The organism is Pseudoalteromonas sp. CNC9-20, from assembly GCF_022347875.1.
GTDB classification, from domain to species: Bacteria; Pseudomonadota; Gammaproteobacteria; order Enterobacterales; family Alteromonadaceae; genus Pseudoalteromonas; species Pseudoalteromonas ruthenica.
In genome coordinates this window covers 517993-537647 of record NZ_JAKRFS010000002.1, presented here as the reverse complement: position 1 = coordinate 537647, position 19655 = coordinate 517993, and the positions used below count along the sequence as shown (strand labels likewise).

Below are 19655 nucleotides of genomic sequence, written 5' to 3'. Positions count from 1 at the left end.
TTCCTATAAGTTTTTAAGCTTTCCTACAAATGAGCACAATTCGCACCGGACTTCAAAGCAGCAACAAGTTCATGGTGGCTTGCTTACTCGGCCTGATTGGCGGGTTGACGCACCTAATACCTGTATGGTTTTTGGACAGTTCTGAGTTTTTATTCGGGCAAATTTTTGTGTTGCTGAGCCTCGTTGCCTTGGGCTTACGCTACAGTGTTATCACCTTGGCTATTGCCTCTGCTTTTATCTTTTATCGCTGGCAACATGCTTGGCCCAGTATCGCATTTTTGCTCGAGTTGATATGGCTGCATTGGTTTTGTTGTCGCCGCTTAAGGCGTCCGTTATTGCCATGGGGTGGAGTCTTTTGGCTGCTGATTGGCTTGCCGCTGCTGGTGGCTTTTGGCCATTGGATGGTCGAGTTGCCGTGGTTATCGCTTACCACTGCTATTTTCAAGTATTTACTTAACGCCATTATTTCATTAGCTGTAGTTGACCTATTAAGCTACTTTTTACCCTTTATAGTTTGGCACTATCGGCAAAACTCGCTCAAACATATTCTCAGCTACGTGGTCAGTGTATTGATTCTATTGGTGGTGCTGTTGACGACCGTGATTTTGGTTAACGACCACTATGAACGTATAGAGTATGAGGTCAATACACAATTACGCGCCCATGCAGATAGGGTATCGCAACAAATAGATAGCTACCTAGAACAGCACCAAAATGCTATTGTTTCGGCGCGCGATACCTTGGCGCAAGGTGTTGATGAGCGTTGGCAGCTTAGTCATTTAGGGCAAATGTACCCTGGCTTTATTTCTACGGTACTGATCAATCAGCAAGGGGTGGCGTATGTGGGATGGCCCAAGTCGCTTCTCGATGGGCTCTCCGCACAGCAGCGAGATGTGACAGACCGCGATTACTTCACGCAAGCGCACAGCCACCCTAACGGCTATATTTCCAGTGTTTTTCGCGGTCGTGGCTTAGGTGACAACCCCATTGTTGGCATCTCTGCACCGATATACGAAAAACAACAGTTTGCAGGCGTGATTGAAGGTTCGCTGCGATTAGAGTCCTTTCGTCGCTTTCGGCCCTACTTGTTTGAGCAACAAGGGGAATTGCTGGTCATTGATGCCAACAATCACGTGGTGTATAGCAGTGTAAATACTTACAAAGTGCTAAGCCACCTCGAGCAACCTGCTTTAGCGGAGTTTAACGGTGATTCAAGCGCTTTATACCGCTCTGCTAACAATGAGCTGTATTACAGCCGGTCACTTAATAGCTCCCAAACAGGTTGGACGGTCATCGCTATGATGAACCGCCTCCATGTAAACTCTGTGGTCGCTTCAACCTGGTTGTACGTGTTGCTGCTCACGCTGGTACTCTTGCTGCTGGCAGGAATTTTCATTCGCCAGCTAAGCCAAAGATTGGTGGCGCCACTTAACTTTTTAACCCAAGTAATGCAGCGCTACCCGATGCTGCCAAATAAGACGCCGCTTAGCCAACACGAATGGCAGGAAGTTCAGCAACTACACGAACAGTTTGATTCGCTGGTGGTGCAACTCCAGCAGAGTTTTGAGCAGCTAGCACAATCCGATGACCGCAACCGCGATTTGAACAAACAACTAACGCGCTTTAATCAAGAGCTGGAGCGTAAAGTACAAGAGCAAACTGCAGAGCTCAAGACTGCGGTGCATAGGGCGAACCAGGCCAGCCGAGCAAAGTCACAGTTTTTAGCTAACATGAGCCATGAGCTGCGTACACCCATGAACGGTGTGCTTGGGATCACCGACATTTTGCTGCAAGACTCGCAGCTGAGCGCCCAGCAACGCCAGTATTTAACCACCTTGGATGCAAGTGCACAAAACCTACTGCAAATTCTTAACGACATACTGGATTTTAGTAAAATTGAAGCCAATGCCTTGGAATTGAACGCACAGCCATTGGCTACACGGGCATTTTTCACTCACGTAGAGCAGGTATTTAATAGCGCCAACGACAACAAAGAGGTGCGCTTTGCGTGCGAAACTGCCCCGAATGTGCCCTCTAGTATTCGTGTTGATGAGCTCAGACTCAACCAAGTGATCACCAACTTATTAAGCAACGCGAAAAAATTCACCGAGCGAGGAGAGATTGTCCTTAGCGTGCAATACCGCGATGATGAGCTTCAAGTGACGGTGCGTGATACTGGCATAGGCATGAGCGAAGAGCAGCAAGCACGTATCTTTACGGAATTTACTCAGGCTGATGTGTCAACAGCTCGGCGGTACGGAGGCACTGGTCTGGGACTGGCAATCTGTCGCTCGTTGGTACAAAAAATGGGCGGCGATATCTGCGTTTCCAGCGATGAAGGAGAAGGCAGCTGCTTTAGTTTTACCATCAAAGCGCCAGCCTGTGAGGACATCGAGGTTAACCAACATAGCGAACTCTCGGCGCCTGATTTAACTGAGCGACACGTTCTTGTGGTTGAGGACAACGCTGTAAATCAATTAGTCCTTGCCAAGATGCTTGAACCTTTGGGCTGTGAGGTGGCCATCGCTCAAGATGGGGTGCAAGCTTTGGATATGCTCCAGCAGCAACGCTATGATGTGGTGCTCATGGATTGCCAAATGCCGCACATGGATGGGTATCAATGTACCCGACATATTCGCAAAGAGCCGCATAAATATGGCGTCATGCCCGTTATCGCGATTACTGCCAACGCCTATGAAGAGGACAAAAACCGTTGTTTGGCGGCGGGGATGAATGCCTTCGTTTCCAAGCCACTGCAAGCGCATGAGTTGCACCGCAGTCTTCGCGCTGTGTTAAATATTTCCCACTAACTAGGCGTAAACTCAAAGCATCGACGACACTCAAGCACTACAAACTCTTGGTTTTATCAATCACGCCATCGATAAACTCACTCGATAGCAGTGTTTGTGCGTCCACTGGTCGAGCAAAGAAGAATCCTTGTAAATGGTGACACCCTAACTTATTGAGGAAAAAGATTTGCTCTCTGGTCTCCACCCCCTCGGCGATACAGTATAGGCCAAGGCTGCGCGCCAAGTTGTGAATGGTGCGAATAATGGATTCATTGGTTGGATTTACCCCAATTTGCCGTACAAAGCTTTGGTCTATCTTAATGACATCAATGGGGAATTGACTCAAATAGGTCAGTGATGAGAAACCAGTGCCAAAGTCATCAAGGAAAAGTTTGAATCCGGCGCTGTGCAAGCGGTTAAGTTGCTCTGCCGCTTTGGTTTTATCCTCTAGTAGGGTGTTTTCGGTGATCTCCAAGCGAAGCTGGGTGGGGCTAACATGGTGAAGAGCCAAAATATCTTGTAGGCGGTCGCTTAAATTCGACTTTAAGATATGAATAGGCGACAGGTTCAAAGATAAATAGAAATCATCAGAGCTCTCAAACCAAGGCTTTAAATCGCGCAGGGCTCTGTGTAGTGCTTGCTCGGTAATGGCATCAATTAAGCCTATTTCCTCGGCGATGGGGATAAATTCTCCCGGAGAGATAAAAGTGCCTTCATGTGGCCAGCGCAGAAGGAGCTCCACACCTACGATGCGCTTTTGGAAGTCATGCACAATGGGCTGGTAGTGGTTGAGTAACACCTCATCGCGATAGGCATCTTGTAACGCATTTTCTAGCATTAACTTATGGGTAATGCGGTTGTTCATTTGTTCGGTGAAGAACTTATAGCCATTACGGCCCGCATTCTTGGCATGGATCATCGCCATATCGGCATTACGAATAAGATCTTCGGCGTTATCCGCATCGAAAGGAGACAACGCAATTCCCACACTGACAGAGATATTGATAGTAATATTGCCAATTTTTATGGGTTGCTCTAACACCTTGGCTAAGTGCTCAGCAAATTCACTGAGCATCTGTGGTGAATGGACATGTTCTATCAGTAACAAGAACTCATCGCCACTTTGACGCGCGAGCAGCGCATTGTCGTCTAACTGTTCGCTGATGCGCTCACAAATGCAGCACAGCACTTGGTCACCTACGGCATGGCCAAACGAATCATTTACCGGCTTAAATTTGTCCAAATCAATAAATAATAGGGCCAAAAGGGAAGCATTTTCTTTAGCATAGTCAATTGCTTGGGATATTTTTGAGCGCATCATAGTGCGATTCGGTAACCCGGTTAAGGGGTCGTAATTGGCTAAGTAGCGTAACTCGTCTTCAGCACGCTTTTGCTCGGTCAAATCGGTGATCACGATGACGTAGTAGCTTACCTCATCACGGTTGTCGTTATTATCACGGCACACCGCAGTGACGCTTATCTGCACCGGATGGTGGCGGTTATGCTTGGTGCGGATCTGCTCTTCACAACGCCAGTTCTGCCCCGCTTTTAAGCGGCCAATGATACTCATGTACTTCTTATATTTGTGTTTACCCAGAGCACGCACAAATGGCTGAATATTAAGTTGTGGCGCTTGTTTGCTGGCAAAGGCTTGCAGGAAACTATGATTGGCGGAGAACGGCTGCATATGCTCATCTAAAATAAGTAACCAATCGCTGATCTGGCTGATGGCTTCACCTAATACTGTGGCTTGCTGCGCTGAGGCTTTCGCGTCGGTGATATTGGTATAGATGCCTGATACTACTCGCGCATGCCCCTGTAAGTCGCATTCGGTAATGCGCCCAACTTCGTGATACCACAGCCATTCACCACTGCTGTGAGCAATGCGATAGGTACACTCCCAAGTGCCTTGCTCTCCTTGCTTTAAAAAGCGCTTCCACTGGGTACGATAGCGCTCCACATCATGGGGATGAATAAGTTCGGCATGTTGCTCAAATGAGCAGCTCAAAAAACTGTTAGCATAACCGAGTTCGTCGCTTAGACGCCGCTGCGCAAATTGGCGCTCAGATACATAGTAGTGCCACACACCGCTGTTACTGCTTTGCAGAGCTAGGTTGGTTTGCTGTTGCGAGTTGATCGCTACACTGTGGGCGTCACGTAGTTTGCGTTGTTGTGCGCGTAAGTACATTAGCCAAGCGCCAATAATCGCAAAGGCGAGTAAGGCATACATGGTTTTTGCAAGCGGCGAACGCCATGGCGCGTAGGCCACATTAACAATAAGACGCGCCTCACGCGAGTACTTGCCGGAGACCGGGTCGAAAGCACGAATGCTTAGTTCATGACGTCCGGGGTTGAGTTTTGCAAACTGTAAGGTGTTGTCTTTGTAATCGTTATAAGTAAAGTCGCTGGCTCCAGATAAACTAATGCGGTAGCGCACTTGGCTACGGTGTAAAAAGTTAAAACTAGAAAAGGATATTGTCAGCCCGAGGTCGTCGTGTTGTAACTGTAGCGGCTTGTCAATATAACTGATAGGGGAGTAATCGATTGAACGAGATAATAAATCAATATTGGTGATTTGCGGTGGTGGTGCAATATACTGGGTGTTGCCAGAGACGAAGTCCGTCGGGTCTATTTCCAATAACCCTTTTACAGTCCCAAATACCAGCTCGCCGTTGCTTCGCTTAAGTACCGCGAAGGCGTTAAACTCCGATGCGGATAGGCCATCTTCTACGGTGAAATAGCGCACGTGTTCAGAGTTTATATTTAATCGATACAAGCCGTTGTTGGAGCCAAACCACAAGTAACCTAAATCATCCACCACCGGCGTATACACGCCAAGATTTTTTAATCCTTGTTCGAGGCCTATTCGGGCGCGAACCTCAAGTGTTTCCATATCAAGAGCAACTAAGCCCTCGTTATCGATGCTTAACCACAAGGAATTATTCTGATCGACCGTCCAGCCATCAATATAATTAAAGTGCTGCGGGTTCGTGTTGGCGGATTCATAAACCACCTCAACTTGTTGGCGCGAGGTGTCATAGCGATAAAGCGTACCGCTATGGCTGAGCAGTGGGTCGTTCGGATGATTAGGCAGCGGCGATAGAAAGTGCGTGGCTAAATCAGGCAAAAGCGCACGATTTAGTGCTGGCACATCGGTAATGCGGTTGGCCTCGGGGTCATACATATAAAAGCCACTGGGGGCGATAAAAAACGCCCGATTGTCAGGTAACTGCACAAGCCCGCCATAGTAACTCTGGGGGTCGAAGCTTTGTGGTCTATCTGCTTTTTCTAACGGTCGGGTGAGGGTACTGGTTTTGATGTTAAATAGCTCACTGCCGTAGCTCGAATCTAACCAAAGCGAGTCTGGTTGATGTGTAGCTGGTGAGATACGATAGATAGTTTGTTGGCCAATGGCGAGCTTATCGTCCTTATTGACCAAATATGCCTCACTCTCACCATTGGCACTGAGACGATTGAGGCCGTTATCGCTGCCCACCCACAATGTACCATCGGCCTGCTCATGCATGCCCCAAGCGATATGCCCATGTTTATATTGGCCGCTAGGAAGCGTTCGCTGGCGAAAACGCATAGACAGCGGCGACCACGAGAATACTCCTTGGGAGCGAGAGCTGAGCCACAACATGCCACCTTTATCGCGAAAGAGTACTTGGATACTGTTGTCGCTGACGGCAAAGCGCGATTTACTAAATTGGACCAGTGTTTGCGCGCGCAAAGATTGCCGATTAAATTGTTTTAAGCCCTCATCTGTGGCGATAAAGTCATAAAGCCCATAGCGTTGGAAGCCCCATATGTTGTAGCTTGGCAATAATGTTCTAAATGTATTGGGGCTCGAGAGGCTCATGCTGTACAAGCCTTCTACCGTGCCGATCATCAGGCCGAATTCACTGTCAAAGCGCAACAGTTTCACGTTTTGCTGATCGCCGCTCGGCGCTTCGCTCTTGGGTAGGTAGTTAATTTGCTTCACTCGGCCTTGTTGATAATGGTAAAGGCCATTAGATGCACCGACATAAAGCCCATCTTGATGTGGCAGCAAGGCGCGGATGATATGGGTTTCATTGGCAATACTAAAGGCATGGGTGAGTGAGTTATCGGTTAAATCGAGACTGAAAATATGATGATTTAAGCCAAGCCAAACACGCTCAGGGTTCAGGGGATCTTGAGCGATTGCAGAGACGCTAACATAGTCTATCTTGTGTTCACTAAGGGTGTTGGCAATGATTTGCTTGGAAGTGAGCGTGGCCGGGTCGACCAAGTACACGCCGCTGAACTGCGTCGACACGAGTAGTTTGCCATTTGCTAGTTTAAGCATGGTCAAAATAAAGTCACTACTTAGTGCCGAGTGTTGGCTCTCAAAAAGCGTCACCTTATAGCCGTCGTAGCGATTTAAACCACGCCCTGTGGCGAACCACATATAGCCGAAATCGTCTTGGGCTATGGCACTAACCGAGCCCTGAGACAAGCCCTCATCAGTGGATAAACGTTGGAGCTGATAGCCGTATCCAGCATCGTTGACGTGTGCCTGTGAGGGTGTAGCAAATAAATGCAAAAGCATGAAAAGCACAGTAATACATGCGCTATGTAGACGACGCAATGGCTGACCCCAATTGAAGTTGAAACCAACATATTAGCCTTAAATCCCTCAGGGCATTTAGGCATCAACTAATCGTTAACAATAATACATAAATTTAGCATAGAACCTTGGTTCGTCACTATATCTTTATAATTTTACTTTGAAAAAACCACACCTTATGATGAATTTCGGAAAACAAAAAGGAACAAAGTGGAGCGTTTAATGAACAATAATGCACAAAATGCAACCTTAGTGGTTGTTGATATGCAAGCTAAGTTAGCACCCGCTATGAGCGAGTACACCCATATACGTGCTCAGGTGCAGTTGCTACTTAGCGCCAGTCACTGCCTTGATATTCATTGTGTGGTGACAGAGCAATACCCTGAAGGTCTTGGGCCAACCGATGCACAACTTAAAATAGGGAACGCCAACTATATTACCAAAACAACGTTCAGTGCCGCCCAGCATAAAGATTTTGAGCAAGCATTAGGCTCGCACCAGCACATCTATTTGTGTGGTATGGAAAGTCATGTCTGTGTCTACTTCACGGCAATGGATCTATTGGCTAAGGGCTACACAGTGAGTGTGATAGCCGATGCAGTGTGTTCACGAAAACAAGAAAACAAACAATGGGCGCTTTTGCAACTGCGTCAAGCTGGCGTGCAAGTATGCTCTGCAGAAACGGCTATATTCGGATGGATGCACAGTTGCGAGCATCCGCAATTTAAAGAGGTTTTAGCGTTAATAAAATAGGCGCCATGGTCGGCGCCCATTGTGGGGATTTACAGTGAGAACGTTTTGCTCACTGACAGTACCAAGCGCTCATCAGCGTATTCGCTATCAAGGTTGGTATCTTCTGCCGCTAACTCGAAATCAAAGCCTGAATAGGAGGTTTGATAGGCGAGACGGTAATGTACGTAGGATTTGCCATCCGCTTGCCACGCGAACTTATCGCCATCTAGCGAGTTTGACGCGTCTACGCTTAAGCGCAAGTTATGACCCTCTGCCAGTGCATAGTTATGAGCTAGCATGGAGATAACATGGCCAGCATCGGTGCCAAAGTAATCCCAGGTGTACCAGAAGTTGGCCTCGGTAGTACCCAGTTGCGAGTCATAGGCAAATTTGGTGTAGGCTTCAAAATAGTTACCGTCACTGGAGCTAGATGCGCCGTGATAACTGTAATAAGCGATACCATAATCCACAGACAGCTGGTTGTTCAACTGGCGAAATTGGCCGACGTAGAAATCCCACTCTAAGTCAGTGCCATCGCCAAAGTCGACGTTTGACGCCCAGCTGCCGGCGTAGAAACCGTTATCGGCAGCGTAATCAATGCTCCCTTGCAGCGCTGGGTCGTTTTCAGTTTGGCTTACACCATTAAAGGTGTAGTCGCTAGCACCAGTAATTGTTGCTGACCAATCAGCCAATGCGACCTGTGAGGCCATCATTAACGAGATTGCGCTTAAAGAGTAAATTGTTTTTCTCATCATTGCTCCTAATGTACGGATTCTATTTTTTTATAATCAAGACGGTTTTCTTTTGGTGAGCTATCGATGTTGCTCACGGTTTTGAATTTGGTGTACAAAATGTAGCCTAAACAACTAAAGAATAGACCAATTACCAAGGCACCGACCCATTGGATTTGTAAGAAGTCAAAAGTAAACAACAGTGTCAGCGCTGCTAAGGCTAGAAAATGGAAGCCCATGTAACGCCATTTACCCAGACGCTTAGTCGTCAGATTGAGGTTGTCACTATAAAGACGGATTAATGAGTCCAACGAGTTGATCACGAAGATAATGCCGACAAACACCATGGCGAAGTTACGGATACCCGTCGTATCTAGCCCTGCATCGTGATAGTGGTATAACACCGCAAACCACAGCGCAATTGGAATAGAGGGGAAGATCAACATTGCTGCTAGCACCTGATAGGTTTTAAGACCACCGACAAAGCGGGCGGTAAATTGGCCAATCATGATGCTCCATGCGAACCACCAAAACAGGTAGAAGGCGTGGTAATCATTGATAGGGAAGATAAATTCGTGGATGTTGCCAAAATAGCCTCCCAGCATGGCCACTGACTGAGCGTACTCACCCATGGCGCTATCACCCCATAAGAAGGCGCTGCCCCACATAAAGGCGATAAGACCAATAAAGACCCACGTCGTGGATACACTCAATACACGTACATATTTAATGTCGGTACTGGAGTAAACAGAAAAGGCAATAGCGGCAAAGACAATGAGGTAAAATAACGGAATGATGCTCTCGCCATCACCGATGCTAGGCAAATACCATGGTAAGTTGGCCAACAATAATGAAGCGGTAAAGGCACAAGTGCCAATAATCACCACGTTATTAATAAACTTCACCCAAGGGATCTCAAAGAACTTTACTTTGGGCTCAATTACGCAGAAATAAAAGCAGGTGAGGAAGTAAAAACTCCAGATGAAAAAGCCCCAAAAACCAAACTCAATGGCGAGCGGGTTAGTGAATGCATATTCTGGGCTTGCGTTTATGTCTGCATAACCGCCAAACTCGGTCAATGGGAACATGATCAGTCCCACATCCAGGCCGGAGGTGAACAAGATAGCAATAAAGGTGAAGGTTCGTACTGGGGTGACACCCACGCACTGCACATTCCCCCATTTCGCCAAGATAAAGACGATAGCGAGTAGGGTAAATAAAATGCCAGCACTAAGCCATAAAGTCATTATCACCCTCCCAATATAAGTAGAAATAGTTCATATTTTCTCCATTTTGTTGTTTTTAAAATATAAGGCGCCCAGGGCGCAGCTATTGAGCTGCACCAAGAAAGCCTTGTGAAATCGTATTAGTTACAGAGTTTGGCTACGCTGTCGCTGCTGCCATTGCGGGTCGTTGACCACTTCAACATGCTGCGACGCAAGCGGAGTCTTTCCTAAGATATGGTCGGCTGCCTTTTCCGCTACCATAATGGTGGGCGCATTTAAGTTGCCATTAGGAATGGTCGGGAAAATTGAGGAGTCAACCACACGCAGACCCTCAACACCATGTACCTTTGCCTGACTATCAACCACGGCCATTTCATCTTCACCCATTTTGCACGAGCAAGAAGGGTGGTAGGCACTTTCAACGGCTTGGCGCACAAAGGCATCAATTTGCTCATCTGTTTGCACGTCAGTACCCGGTTGAATTTCCTCATCGCGGAATGCATCAAATGCATTTTGATTGATAATTTCGCGCGTTAGGCGCACGCAGGCACGAAAGCCTTCGATATCGTCCGGGTGTTGAAGGTAATTAAATTGAATTTTTGGCGCACAGTCAGGGTCGCTGTTTTTAACCAACACATGACCACGACTTTTCGGCTTATTGTGACCAATATGGACTTGGAAGCCATGGCCAGCAAAGGCACTCTTGCCGTCGTAACGAATCGCCGCAGGTAAAAAGTGATACTGTAGATCAGGCCACTCAACCCCTTCTTTAGAGCGAATAAAGCCACATGATTCAAAGTGGTTGGTCGCCCCTAAGCCATCTTTGAATAATAACCAGCGAGCCCCGATCATGGCTTTTGAAAACAGCCCAAGCTTGCCATTGAGGGTAATAGGTTGCTTACACTTAAATTGGAAATAAAACTCTAAGTGATCTTGCAGGTTCTGACCCACACCGGGTAAATGGTGTGTACAGGGAATACCGGCATTATCTAAATGGGCTTTGTCACCGATGCCAGACAACTGCAACAAATGTGGAGAGCCAATGGGCCCGGCACTTAAAATCACTTCTTTGTTGGCCATGGCTTTATGAACTTTGCCACCAACGCGATACTGAATGCCACGAGCTTGTTTGCCCTCTAGTAACACTTTTTGCGCTTTCGCATGAGTGACGATGGTGAGATTGCTACGCTCTTTGACCGGATCCAGATAGGCACGCGCCGCCGAACAACGTTTGCCGTCTTTTACGGTCATGTGCATAGGGCCAAAGCCCTCTTGCTGTGCACCATTATAATCTTTGCTAAAGGCATAGCCTGCTTGCTGACCGGCATCAATAAAGGCTTTATACAACGGGTTTTTCATGTCGTTGCCGTTATTTACGCCCAAAGGACCATCGCCACCACGATAAGTGTCACCGCCGAGGTACCATTGCTCGGCCTTTTTGAAATAAGGTAAGCAGTCCTGATAGCTCCAGCCTTGTGCACCGTGTTGTTGCCATTCGTCAAAGTCTTTGGCGTGACCGCGTACATACACCATGCCGTTGATAGATGATGAGCCACCGAGTACTTTGCCGCGAGGACAATGCATTTTGCGATTATCTAAATACGGCTCTGCCTCAGTGTGGAATTGCCAAGCATATTTGCTGGTATTCATAGGGATAGACAGCGCCGTAGGCATTTGAATAAAAATACTTTTATCACTGCCGCCGGTCTCAAGTAACAACACCCGGTTGTTACTATCGGCACTCAGGCGGTTTGCCAGTACACAACCTGCTGAACCGGCGCCAACGATAATATAATCAAATTCGCTGTTCATGATGACACCTCCTTAAAAAGGGCTCTCAAGTTGGTTCATACCCACGTACACCGATTTCGTTTGTAGGTATTGGTTGATAGCCTCTAAGCCATTCTCGCGGCCAATGCCCGATAGCTTATAGCCGCCGACAGGCATTTCTGCCGGGGAGGCGCCATAAGCATTAATCCAACAAATACCAGCCTCAAGCTGGTGGATCACACGGTGGGCGCGGCGTAGATCTTGGCTCATTACACCAGCGGCCAGGCCCATAGGTGTGTTATTAGCGCGCTCAATGACTTCTTGCTCGTCATCAAACACTAAGACACTCATAACCGGACCAAAGATTTCTTCGCGACAAATAGTCATGTTGTCATCGCAATCGGTAAACACGGTTGGGGCCACAAAATAGCCTTGCGGCGCACTTGTTGGGGTCAGTGCATGACCGCCGATGGCAACGGTAGCCCCTTCTTGTTTACCCTTGTCAATGTACTCAAGCACAAGCTGTTGATGCTTTTTCGAGATCAGCGCGCCTAAGTTCACCTCAGGGTCTAACGGATCGCCGGCAATAATATTCTTTTGTGTCCGCTCGAGCAGTTCACTCATAAACTGCTCATAAACACCACGCTGCACAAACACACGAGTACAGTTAGTGCACACTTCACCTTGGGTGTAGAAGTTGCCAAGCATTGCGGCACTGACCGCTTCGCTAATATCGGCATCATCAAATACCAATAGCGGTGATTTGCCGCCGAGCTCCATGGTGACGTCTTTTAAGTTGCTGGCGGCGCTTTGCATTACTTTTTTACCTGTGCCCACTTCGCCGGTGAAAGAGACCTTCTCGATTTCTGAGTGGGTTGTAAGCCACTGACCCACCTCGGCGGCGCCATGGACGACATTGAAAACCCCTGCTGGTACGCCGGCTTCAATGAAAATCTCCGCTAACATGTTGGCGCCTTTTGGGGTTTCTTCCGAAGGCTTAAAAATCATGGCGTTACCTGCGGCCAATGCCGGTGCAGATTTCCAACACGCGATTTGCAGAGGGTAGTTCCATGCGCCAATGCCGGCACACACCCCTAATGCTTCTTTGCGGGTATAGTAAAAGTCGCCGGCAACCTCTTGCTGCTGACCGACTACGGTGGGCGCTAATGAGGCAAAGTACTCAATGGCGTCGGCACCAGTGACTACATCGACGCACTCGGCTTCTTGCCACGGTTTACCGGTATCTAATACTTCAATTTTCGCCAGCTCATCGTTACGCTCGCGTAACAAGGCCACCGCTTTGTGCAAAATGCGGGCACGCTCGATAGGCTGCATCGCTGACCACTGCGCGAAACCAGCTTTAGCGCTGTCGATGGCGGCCTGTTGGATATGCTCATCGGCCACTTCGACCTGATAGATGACCTCGTCAGTTGCTGGGTTAATGACATCAAACACATCGCCACTGGCGTTGGCCATGGGGGCACCATCAATAAAACTTTGTAAGCGAGGGTAAGACATTTACTGTTCTCCAAATTGCGCTATCAGGGTATCGATATAACTTTTACTTAACTGCTCAGCGTGATGAAAGTCATCGGCTTCGCCGCGGCTGAGTACACAGCGTAGCCATAATCCGTCAATCATGCCTGCGGCCAACTCGGCGGCCTGCTTGGCTTTGTCGCGTGGCATCAGGGTATTAAACGACACCTGTAAATTACTGCGTAAGCGACGACTGTTGACCTGCTGCAGTCGGAATAGGGCAGGGTCGTGCAGTGACTGCGCCCAAAAGCTCAGCCAAGTTCGGGTGCTGTCATGCTGTTGCTGTACGGGGGCAAAGTTTGACTCAACGATTAAGTTTAGTCGCTCTCGTGGACTGAGCGTGTCGTCAGCGGTGGTCTTCGCCAGCAAGTTAATTTTCAGCTGGGTTAATAAGTAACGCACCGTTGCTTCAATCAAACCTTGTTTACCACCAAAGTAATGGCTAATGATGCCCGAAGATAATCCGGCACGTTTGCTAATGCTGTTGATGGTGGTGGCATGTAAGCCAAGCTCAGCAACTGAGTTTAAAGTGGCGTCGATTAACTGTTGACGCCGCACAGGTTCCATTCCGACTTTAGGCATATTTTTATTAATTGACCGTTCAATTAAAATAAAGATTAATAGTTTGAGCTGAAATGATCAAGCTTCAGAGTTTGTTCAGATCCAAACGTAGGCAAAGATCTATGTTGACTAGAAGGCTAATTTTTACTGGTCGGTGAATTGATAAATATCAATTTAAAACATTGAGTTATAGTTCTGTCAAAGTGCTTTTTTGGTGGCGGGTACAGCTCGAGAATAGAGATACAAAATTTTTTTATCAGCACCAATGATTAGATGTCTAATTGCTTGTTAGCAAAGTGTAGATAGCGCAATAAAAGAGCAATAATTTTTTATTGATAACTATTTTTGTTTAGATTAAACTATAGCCAATAACGCAATTGAGAGTGGTTTGTATTCGTGTATATCTGTTTATGTCATGGTGTATCAGACAAAAAAATTGAGCAGGCGATTGATGATGGAGCCCGTTCAATGCGCGATCTTACAAAAGAACTAAAGGTTGGTTCGCAGTGTGGCAAATGCTGCAATTGCACCAAAAAAATTCTTAACCAAAAGCTGATTGATATTGTTGATGTGACTGACGACGTCGCTTAATCCCTATAGCGACGTATGATCCTCCTACCTCCTTTTATATCCCCCTGAATTTGTTATATTAACAATAGACTACGTTGCTTAGGTAATCACAATGGATGCCCTTATCAACGCGCGTTTATTACTTGTCTTTGCCGTGGTGGTTGTTGCCGGTTGCGTAGCCCCTAAAGCGTATAACGTGCACAACTTAGATGATGCCAGTTATTCCATGCCAGCGAAGGGAACAGCTTTGATATCGAATGTTATAGACGAACAGCCCAGCCCTGAACTGTCGGGGTTTTATCCCTTGATTGATGGCCTAGATGCCTTCGCTGCACGTATTGCGCTGATAGAGACAGCGCAATACTCTGTCGATTTACAGTACTATTTGTATCATCGCGAAGAAACCTCACAGCTGTTGAGTGCCTATTTATTGCGTGCTGCCGAGCGTGGCGTGCGAGTTCGCCTGTTACTTGATGACCTATCTCAAGCGAACTTAGAGCAAGATTTAAGTGCTTTGGCGGTGCATAACAACGTTGAAGTGAGACTGTTTAATCCTTTGAATCACAGGCGGTTGCGGTTCTTAAGTTTTATCACTGATTATTCCCGTGTATCGCGGCGTATGCACAATAAGAGCTTTATCGTTGACAGCGAGCTCTTCATTACTGGGGGGCGGAACATTGGCAACGCCTATTTTTCCGGTGATCATAACTCACAATTTGTTGACTTTGACGTACTGGGTGTCGGCCCAATCGTTGATAAGGCAACCATGGCTTTCGACTTATATTGGAATCATCCACTCGCTGAGGATATCAATGAATTGTCTGGCAGTGCTGACAGCCAAGATTTGGCGCAGTTATCAAGCCGCCTAAGTCGTTACGTTAGCACCGCATTTCACAACGAAAGCCCCTATATTCAAAGGCTTAAAGAGTCCACTTTGGTACAAACATTGGTTAACGGTAAGCTGTCTATGGACTGGGCAGAAGCGCAGTTATATGTTGATGACCCTAATAAGCTGTTAACCGATAGCCGTAATAATAGTACGCACATGGCACCGAAGCTGTTTGCAGCCATGGGAGAGCCTCGCCAGCGCGTGAACATTATCTCCCCTTATTTCATTCCCAAAGATAAGGGATTAGAGCTCATTAAGAAATGGCGTGAGCAGGGGGTTGCTGTGACTGTTCTCACCAACTCGCTTGCCGCCACCGATGTGCCGGTTGTGCATGCTGGGTATGCCGATTATCGTCAGCAGCTGTTGGCTATGGGCGTCGAATTATGGGAGCTTAAGCGTAATCTGGACTTAGCCGCGCAGCAACCGAAGCGTAAAGGGTTTCGTGGCTCTTCCACTGCCAGCTTGCACGCTAAAAGCATGACCATGGATGATGACAAAATATTTGTGGGTTCGCTAAATCTAGACCCGCGCTCGTTTAATTTAAACACAGAGCAAGGGCTGTTGATTCACTCCGTGCGTATGAATCGCTTATTAAGTCGATGGATCACAACGGAGATGCCTAAATATGCGTGGCAACTAAGCCTCGACGAGCAGGGCGATATTGTGTGGCAAGACAGAAAGAACCAACAGCGATTGACCACTGAGCCTGATACCAGTGCATGGTTGCGTTTTAAAGTATGGCTTATGTCTTTATTGCCGATAGAAGATGTTCTATAGCACAGCCATGTTGGCCACACTTAAATAAAAAAGCCGCAACTTAGCGGCTTTTTTTAATGAAGATCAGGCGCGGCAAGGATTACATCTGCGATTGCAGATAGTTTTCGAGGCCCGTGGCCTTGATTAGATGTTGCTGCGTTTCCAGCCAATCTATTTGCTCTTCCTGCTCATTTTGAATTGCATCTAGCGCCTCACGGCTGATGTAATCTAAACGCTCTTCGGCAAGCTTTACCGCTGCCTGCAAGTCCTTTAATGACTCCAGCTCAAAATGCATGTTGGCAGCTATCATCTCTTCAACATTTTCACCAATACGCAGGCGCCCTAAATCCTGTAGGTTAGGAAGCCCCTCTAAAAACAGAATGCGCTCGATAAGTCTATCGGCATTTTTCATTTTCTGGATAGACACCTTGTAATCAGCTTTATCTAGTTTGCTAAAACCAAAATCTTTAAACATGCGCGCATGCAAAAAGTATTGGTTAATGCCTACTAGCTCATTTGCAAGCACTTGGTTTAAGGCTGCAATGACGTCTTTATCACCTTTCATAATTAAGCCTCAGACTCACCCATTTGCGATTGTTGATAATTTTGAATACCGATCTTCTCAATAAGACCCAGTTGCTGTTCAAGCCAATAAACATGGTCCTCTTCGGTATCAAACAAGAGCTTCTCAAGTACTTCGCGAGATTGATAGTCTTGTTCTTCTTCGCAAATTTTGATGGTTTCTTTAACACACTGTACAACCTCAAGCTCAAGCTTAAGGTCGTTGGCCATCATTTCTTTGACGTTGCCACCAACAAGCAGAGCTCGACGTTTAGTTAAATCGGGCACGCCTTCTAAAAATAAAATACGCTTGATAAGCCAGTCAGCGTGTTGCGTCTCCTCGTCGCGCTCGTGCTCCAAACGCTCATAAAGTTTATTTAAACCCCAGTCTTCGTACATGCGCGAATGAATGAAATATTGGTCAATTGCGGCCAGCTCATTTGCAAGCAGCTTATTGAATGCGTCTATAACTCGTTGTTTACCTTGCATTTGCCATAATCTCCTTAGAAAGATGTAGCCCTAGTGTAGTCGATCTTATGAATAAATCAAATTTTTATATATAAATCATAGGGTTACAATTAAAAAGTATTCGCATTCAAGTTTCGATTAATGCTTGTGAGTGATTCTTTTTTAACCGCAGTGAGACAAGCCGAATAAAAAAGCCGGTAAACCGGCTTTGCACTGTTGATACAACTGGATTGCTTATTGCCGCCCTAGAATTGGTAATGGATACCGGCGGTGATTGTGGTGCCTAAACCTTTTATATTGTAGCCGCCATAGGTGTAAGCTTGCGCTCTTGCGGGATAGTAATCGCGGTTTAGAAGGTTTTCGATGCCGAAATAGGCATTGGCGCTTGAATTGAATTGCCAGTTACCGCTGAGGTTCATGACAAAATAATCGTCAATCGGCCCTTGATCGCCAACATACTCGCCAGCATCGTTGGCGGTAAACCGTTTGCGGCTTCCCACGTATAAGTTTGATAACGTGAGCGCGGCATCATCTGTAGCTTGCCATTGTAGGTTCACAGTCGCCTTGGGTGGACTAATTTGTTTGCCTCCGAGATAAATATCTTCAGCCGTGTTTTTGCCCTTGACATAAGAATAGGTGGCAGTGGCTCGCCAAGCAGGGTGAAAGCGGTAATCCACTAGCGCTTCATACCCCCAAATCTCCTGTGGAGCACGTACAGGCATGTATACGCCAGTGGCTTCATCAAAACGGTTAGTGGTTCCCAAATCAGAGGTGCTGCGATATAAAGACGCTTCAATTCGCAGGCTATCAAGTACCGACGTAAAGCCCACTTCGTAATTGTCGATAAGCGCGGCTTCAGTGCGGATCAGAGCAATATCATCCACGGTAGCGCTACGCAGCAAGCGGCCAATATCAGAGATATCTGCACCTTGAGAGTAACTAAAAAACGGACTAAATTGCTCATACGCATTATATTTTAGCCCGACATTGTAGGTGGTGGCTGTGTAATTGAGGGTGTCACCACGCACTTCGAACGCCACAGAGCATTGCTGGGCGTTGCGGCACAGTTTAAGGGTACGGTAATCATCAACTTCGAGGTCGATGTCCTCATGGCGTACACCGGCTTTGATAACATAGTCATCAAACATCACCCATTTACTTTGAAAAAAGCCGGCAAGGTTGCTCATGTCCATTTCCGGGACCCACTCACGGCCATCAACTAAGGGTTGAGATGTGGTGTCTTGCAGCGCATCAATACCATAAATAAAGGTGGCTTCGGTGTTGTCAAAATCTATCAAGGTATTCAATGTGGCGCGCAGGCCCTGCTTCTGCGAGGCAATGATCGACTGACCGCCATCATAACCCTCATCTGGGTTGGCAAGATTTGGAGAGAAGAAGAACACGTTTTCAATATCTTGCGCATATAAGTCTAGAGTCAGTGCGGTGTGCGCGAAGATAGCGTTATCGGTGTACTTAAGCATGGCATTGGTGTTGCCACTTGGGCCTTGAGGACGACCTTGCTTTTGCTGTGCTGGCGGCACATGAATCGCGTAGGATTTATCGCCAGAATTGACGTTACCAAAGACATCGCCTAAATCTGTTTTTTGTTGCGACTTATAATAGTTGTAAGTAAAGGCGAGGGCCTTATCTGCATCAAAGTCGTAACCTAATTTGGTGAAGTAATTGTGCGTTTGTACGTCACTGAGTCCGTATTGCAAGCCAAGAATATCGCCTTCGGCGTCGCGCTGTACGCCATTTTCTTCATAGCTGATTGTCGCTAAATAAGAAAACTTGTTTGCCCGGCCACTGACCGAGCCCTCGATGCGTGCACCTAAGGTTTCATCCGCTTTGACGGCACTGAATCGTGTTGACACATCAAGCTCTGCGCTAAAATCATCAGCCGTTGTCGGTTTTTTGGTAATGTAATTGATCACTCCGCCTGCAGCGCCATTGCCATATACTGAGGTGGCCCCTTTGATGACTTCAATGCGTTCAATAACGCTTGGGTCGAGTGTGCGAATGCCCAAAGAGCCATTACGCAGCGGCGTGGACTGAGGGACACCGTCAATCATCACTAAGGGCGCTCTGCCGCGCAACGTTTGCCCGGTGTTACTAGAACTATTTGTGCTTGGCGCCATGCCTGGCACCATCATTTGCAAAAGGTTTTGTAATTCTGGATTAACCTTAAGCTGAGCCTCAATTTGTTCTCGCGTGATCACCGTCACCGATGCTGGCACTTCATCAATATTTTCTATGACACGGCTACCAGTCACAATAATATGTTCTAAGTTTTCATTGTTATTTTGTTTGGCGATGACGTTGCCACTGAGAGCAAGCATAATTAGAGAAAAGGGAAAGCGCACGTATTGTCCTTGTTGTACTAAAATGGAGGGGCGAATGATAATTAATATCACTAATGATAACAAGATGGAAAGATGTCATCCGACCATATGCATTTAGTCGCGGTAACTTATG

At 47.0% G+C, this 19655-nt stretch carries 13 protein-coding genes; 4 read left to right on the top strand and 9 right to left on the bottom strand.

Annotated features, from left to right (window positions below; genetic code table 11):
- Nucleotides 1-29: 29 nt before the first annotated feature.
- Nucleotides 30-2810 carry an ATP-binding protein gene (locus tag MHM89_RS06065; RefSeq protein ID WP_239408357.1) on the top strand — a complete coding sequence of 927 codons (2781 nt, stop codon included), beginning with the start codon at nt 30-32 and terminating at the stop codon, nt 2808-2810.
- A 37-nt stretch (nt 2811-2847) separates the two neighbouring features.
- On the opposite strand, the gene MHM89_RS06060 is transcribed toward MHM89_RS06065, so the two are convergent.
- Nucleotides 2848-7362: an EAL domain-containing protein gene (locus MHM89_RS06060; protein WP_239408356.1), complete on the bottom strand. Its 4515-nt coding sequence runs from the start codon at nt 7360-7362 to the stop codon at nt 2848-2850.
- Nucleotides 7363-7602: 240 nt separating this feature from the next.
- Here MHM89_RS06060 and MHM89_RS06055 point away from each other — a divergent pair, with 240 nt between their 5' ends.
- Nucleotides 7603-8133 (top strand): isochorismatase family protein, encoded by a 531-nt coding sequence (locus MHM89_RS06055; RefSeq protein WP_130145775.1) that lies wholly within the window; start codon nt 7603-7605, stop codon nt 8131-8133.
- A 29-nt stretch (nt 8134-8162) separates the two neighbouring features.
- Here MHM89_RS06055 and MHM89_RS06050 read toward each other — a convergent pair whose 3' ends face one another.
- The 5 genes from MHM89_RS06050 to betI form a co-directional block, all read right to left on the bottom strand.
- Nucleotides 8163-8864, bottom strand: a complete 702-nt coding sequence (locus tag MHM89_RS06050; RefSeq protein WP_138542787.1) for a TorF family putative porin — start codon at nt 8862-8864, stop codon at nt 8163-8165.
- A gap of 8 nt (nt 8865-8872) precedes the next feature.
- Nucleotides 8873-10090, bottom strand: a complete 1218-nt coding sequence (locus MHM89_RS06045) for a BCCT family transporter (RefSeq protein WP_022944617.1) — start codon at nt 10088-10090, stop codon at nt 8873-8875.
- Nucleotides 10091-10213: 123 nt separating this feature from the next.
- Nucleotides 10214-11881, bottom strand: a complete 1668-nt coding sequence (gene betA / locus MHM89_RS06040) for a choline dehydrogenase (RefSeq protein WP_239408355.1) — start codon at nt 11879-11881, stop codon at nt 10214-10216.
- A gap of 12 nt (nt 11882-11893) precedes the next feature.
- The gene (betB, locus tag MHM89_RS06035; protein ID WP_239408354.1) at nt 11894-13357 is read right to left on the bottom strand and encodes a betaine-aldehyde dehydrogenase; all 1464 of its coding nucleotides are present in this window, start codon (nt 13355-13357) and stop codon (nt 11894-11896) included.
- Entirely contained in the window at nt 13358-13957 is a 600-nt protein-coding gene (betI, locus tag MHM89_RS06030; RefSeq protein ID WP_026111069.1) for a transcriptional regulator BetI, read from the bottom strand.
- 375 nt (nt 13958-14332) lie between these two features.
- Here betI and MHM89_RS06025 point away from each other — a divergent pair, with 375 nt between their 5' ends.
- Nucleotides 14333-14527 carry a (2Fe-2S)-binding protein gene (locus MHM89_RS06025; protein WP_022944621.1) on the top strand — a complete coding sequence of 65 codons (195 nt, stop codon included), beginning with the start codon at nt 14333-14335 and terminating at the stop codon, nt 14525-14527.
- A 91-nt stretch (nt 14528-14618) separates the two neighbouring features.
- A complete protein-coding gene (locus MHM89_RS06020; protein ID WP_239408353.1) occupies nt 14619-16172 on the top strand; it encodes a phospholipase D family protein in 1554 nt (517 codons plus the stop codon).
- A 79-nt stretch (nt 16173-16251) separates the two neighbouring features.
- On the opposite strand, the gene bfr (MHM89_RS06015) is transcribed toward MHM89_RS06020, so the two are convergent.
- The 3 genes from bfr (MHM89_RS06015) to MHM89_RS06005 form a co-directional block, all read right to left on the bottom strand.
- Nucleotides 16252-16716 carry a bacterioferritin gene (bfr, locus tag MHM89_RS06015; RefSeq protein ID WP_022944623.1) on the bottom strand — a complete coding sequence of 155 codons (465 nt, stop codon included), beginning with the start codon at nt 16714-16716 and terminating at the stop codon, nt 16252-16254.
- 2 nt (nt 16717-16718) lie between these two features.
- Complete coding sequence (gene bfr, locus MHM89_RS06010; RefSeq protein WP_045978988.1) at nt 16719-17201, bottom strand: bacterioferritin; 483 nt, start codon at nt 17199-17201, stop codon at nt 16719-16721.
- A gap of 224 nt (nt 17202-17425) precedes the next feature.
- Nucleotides 17426-19519, bottom strand: a complete 2094-nt coding sequence (locus tag MHM89_RS06005) for a TonB-dependent receptor (protein ID WP_239408489.1) — start codon at nt 19517-19519, stop codon at nt 17426-17428.
- Nucleotides 19520-19655: the final 136 nt, after the last annotated feature.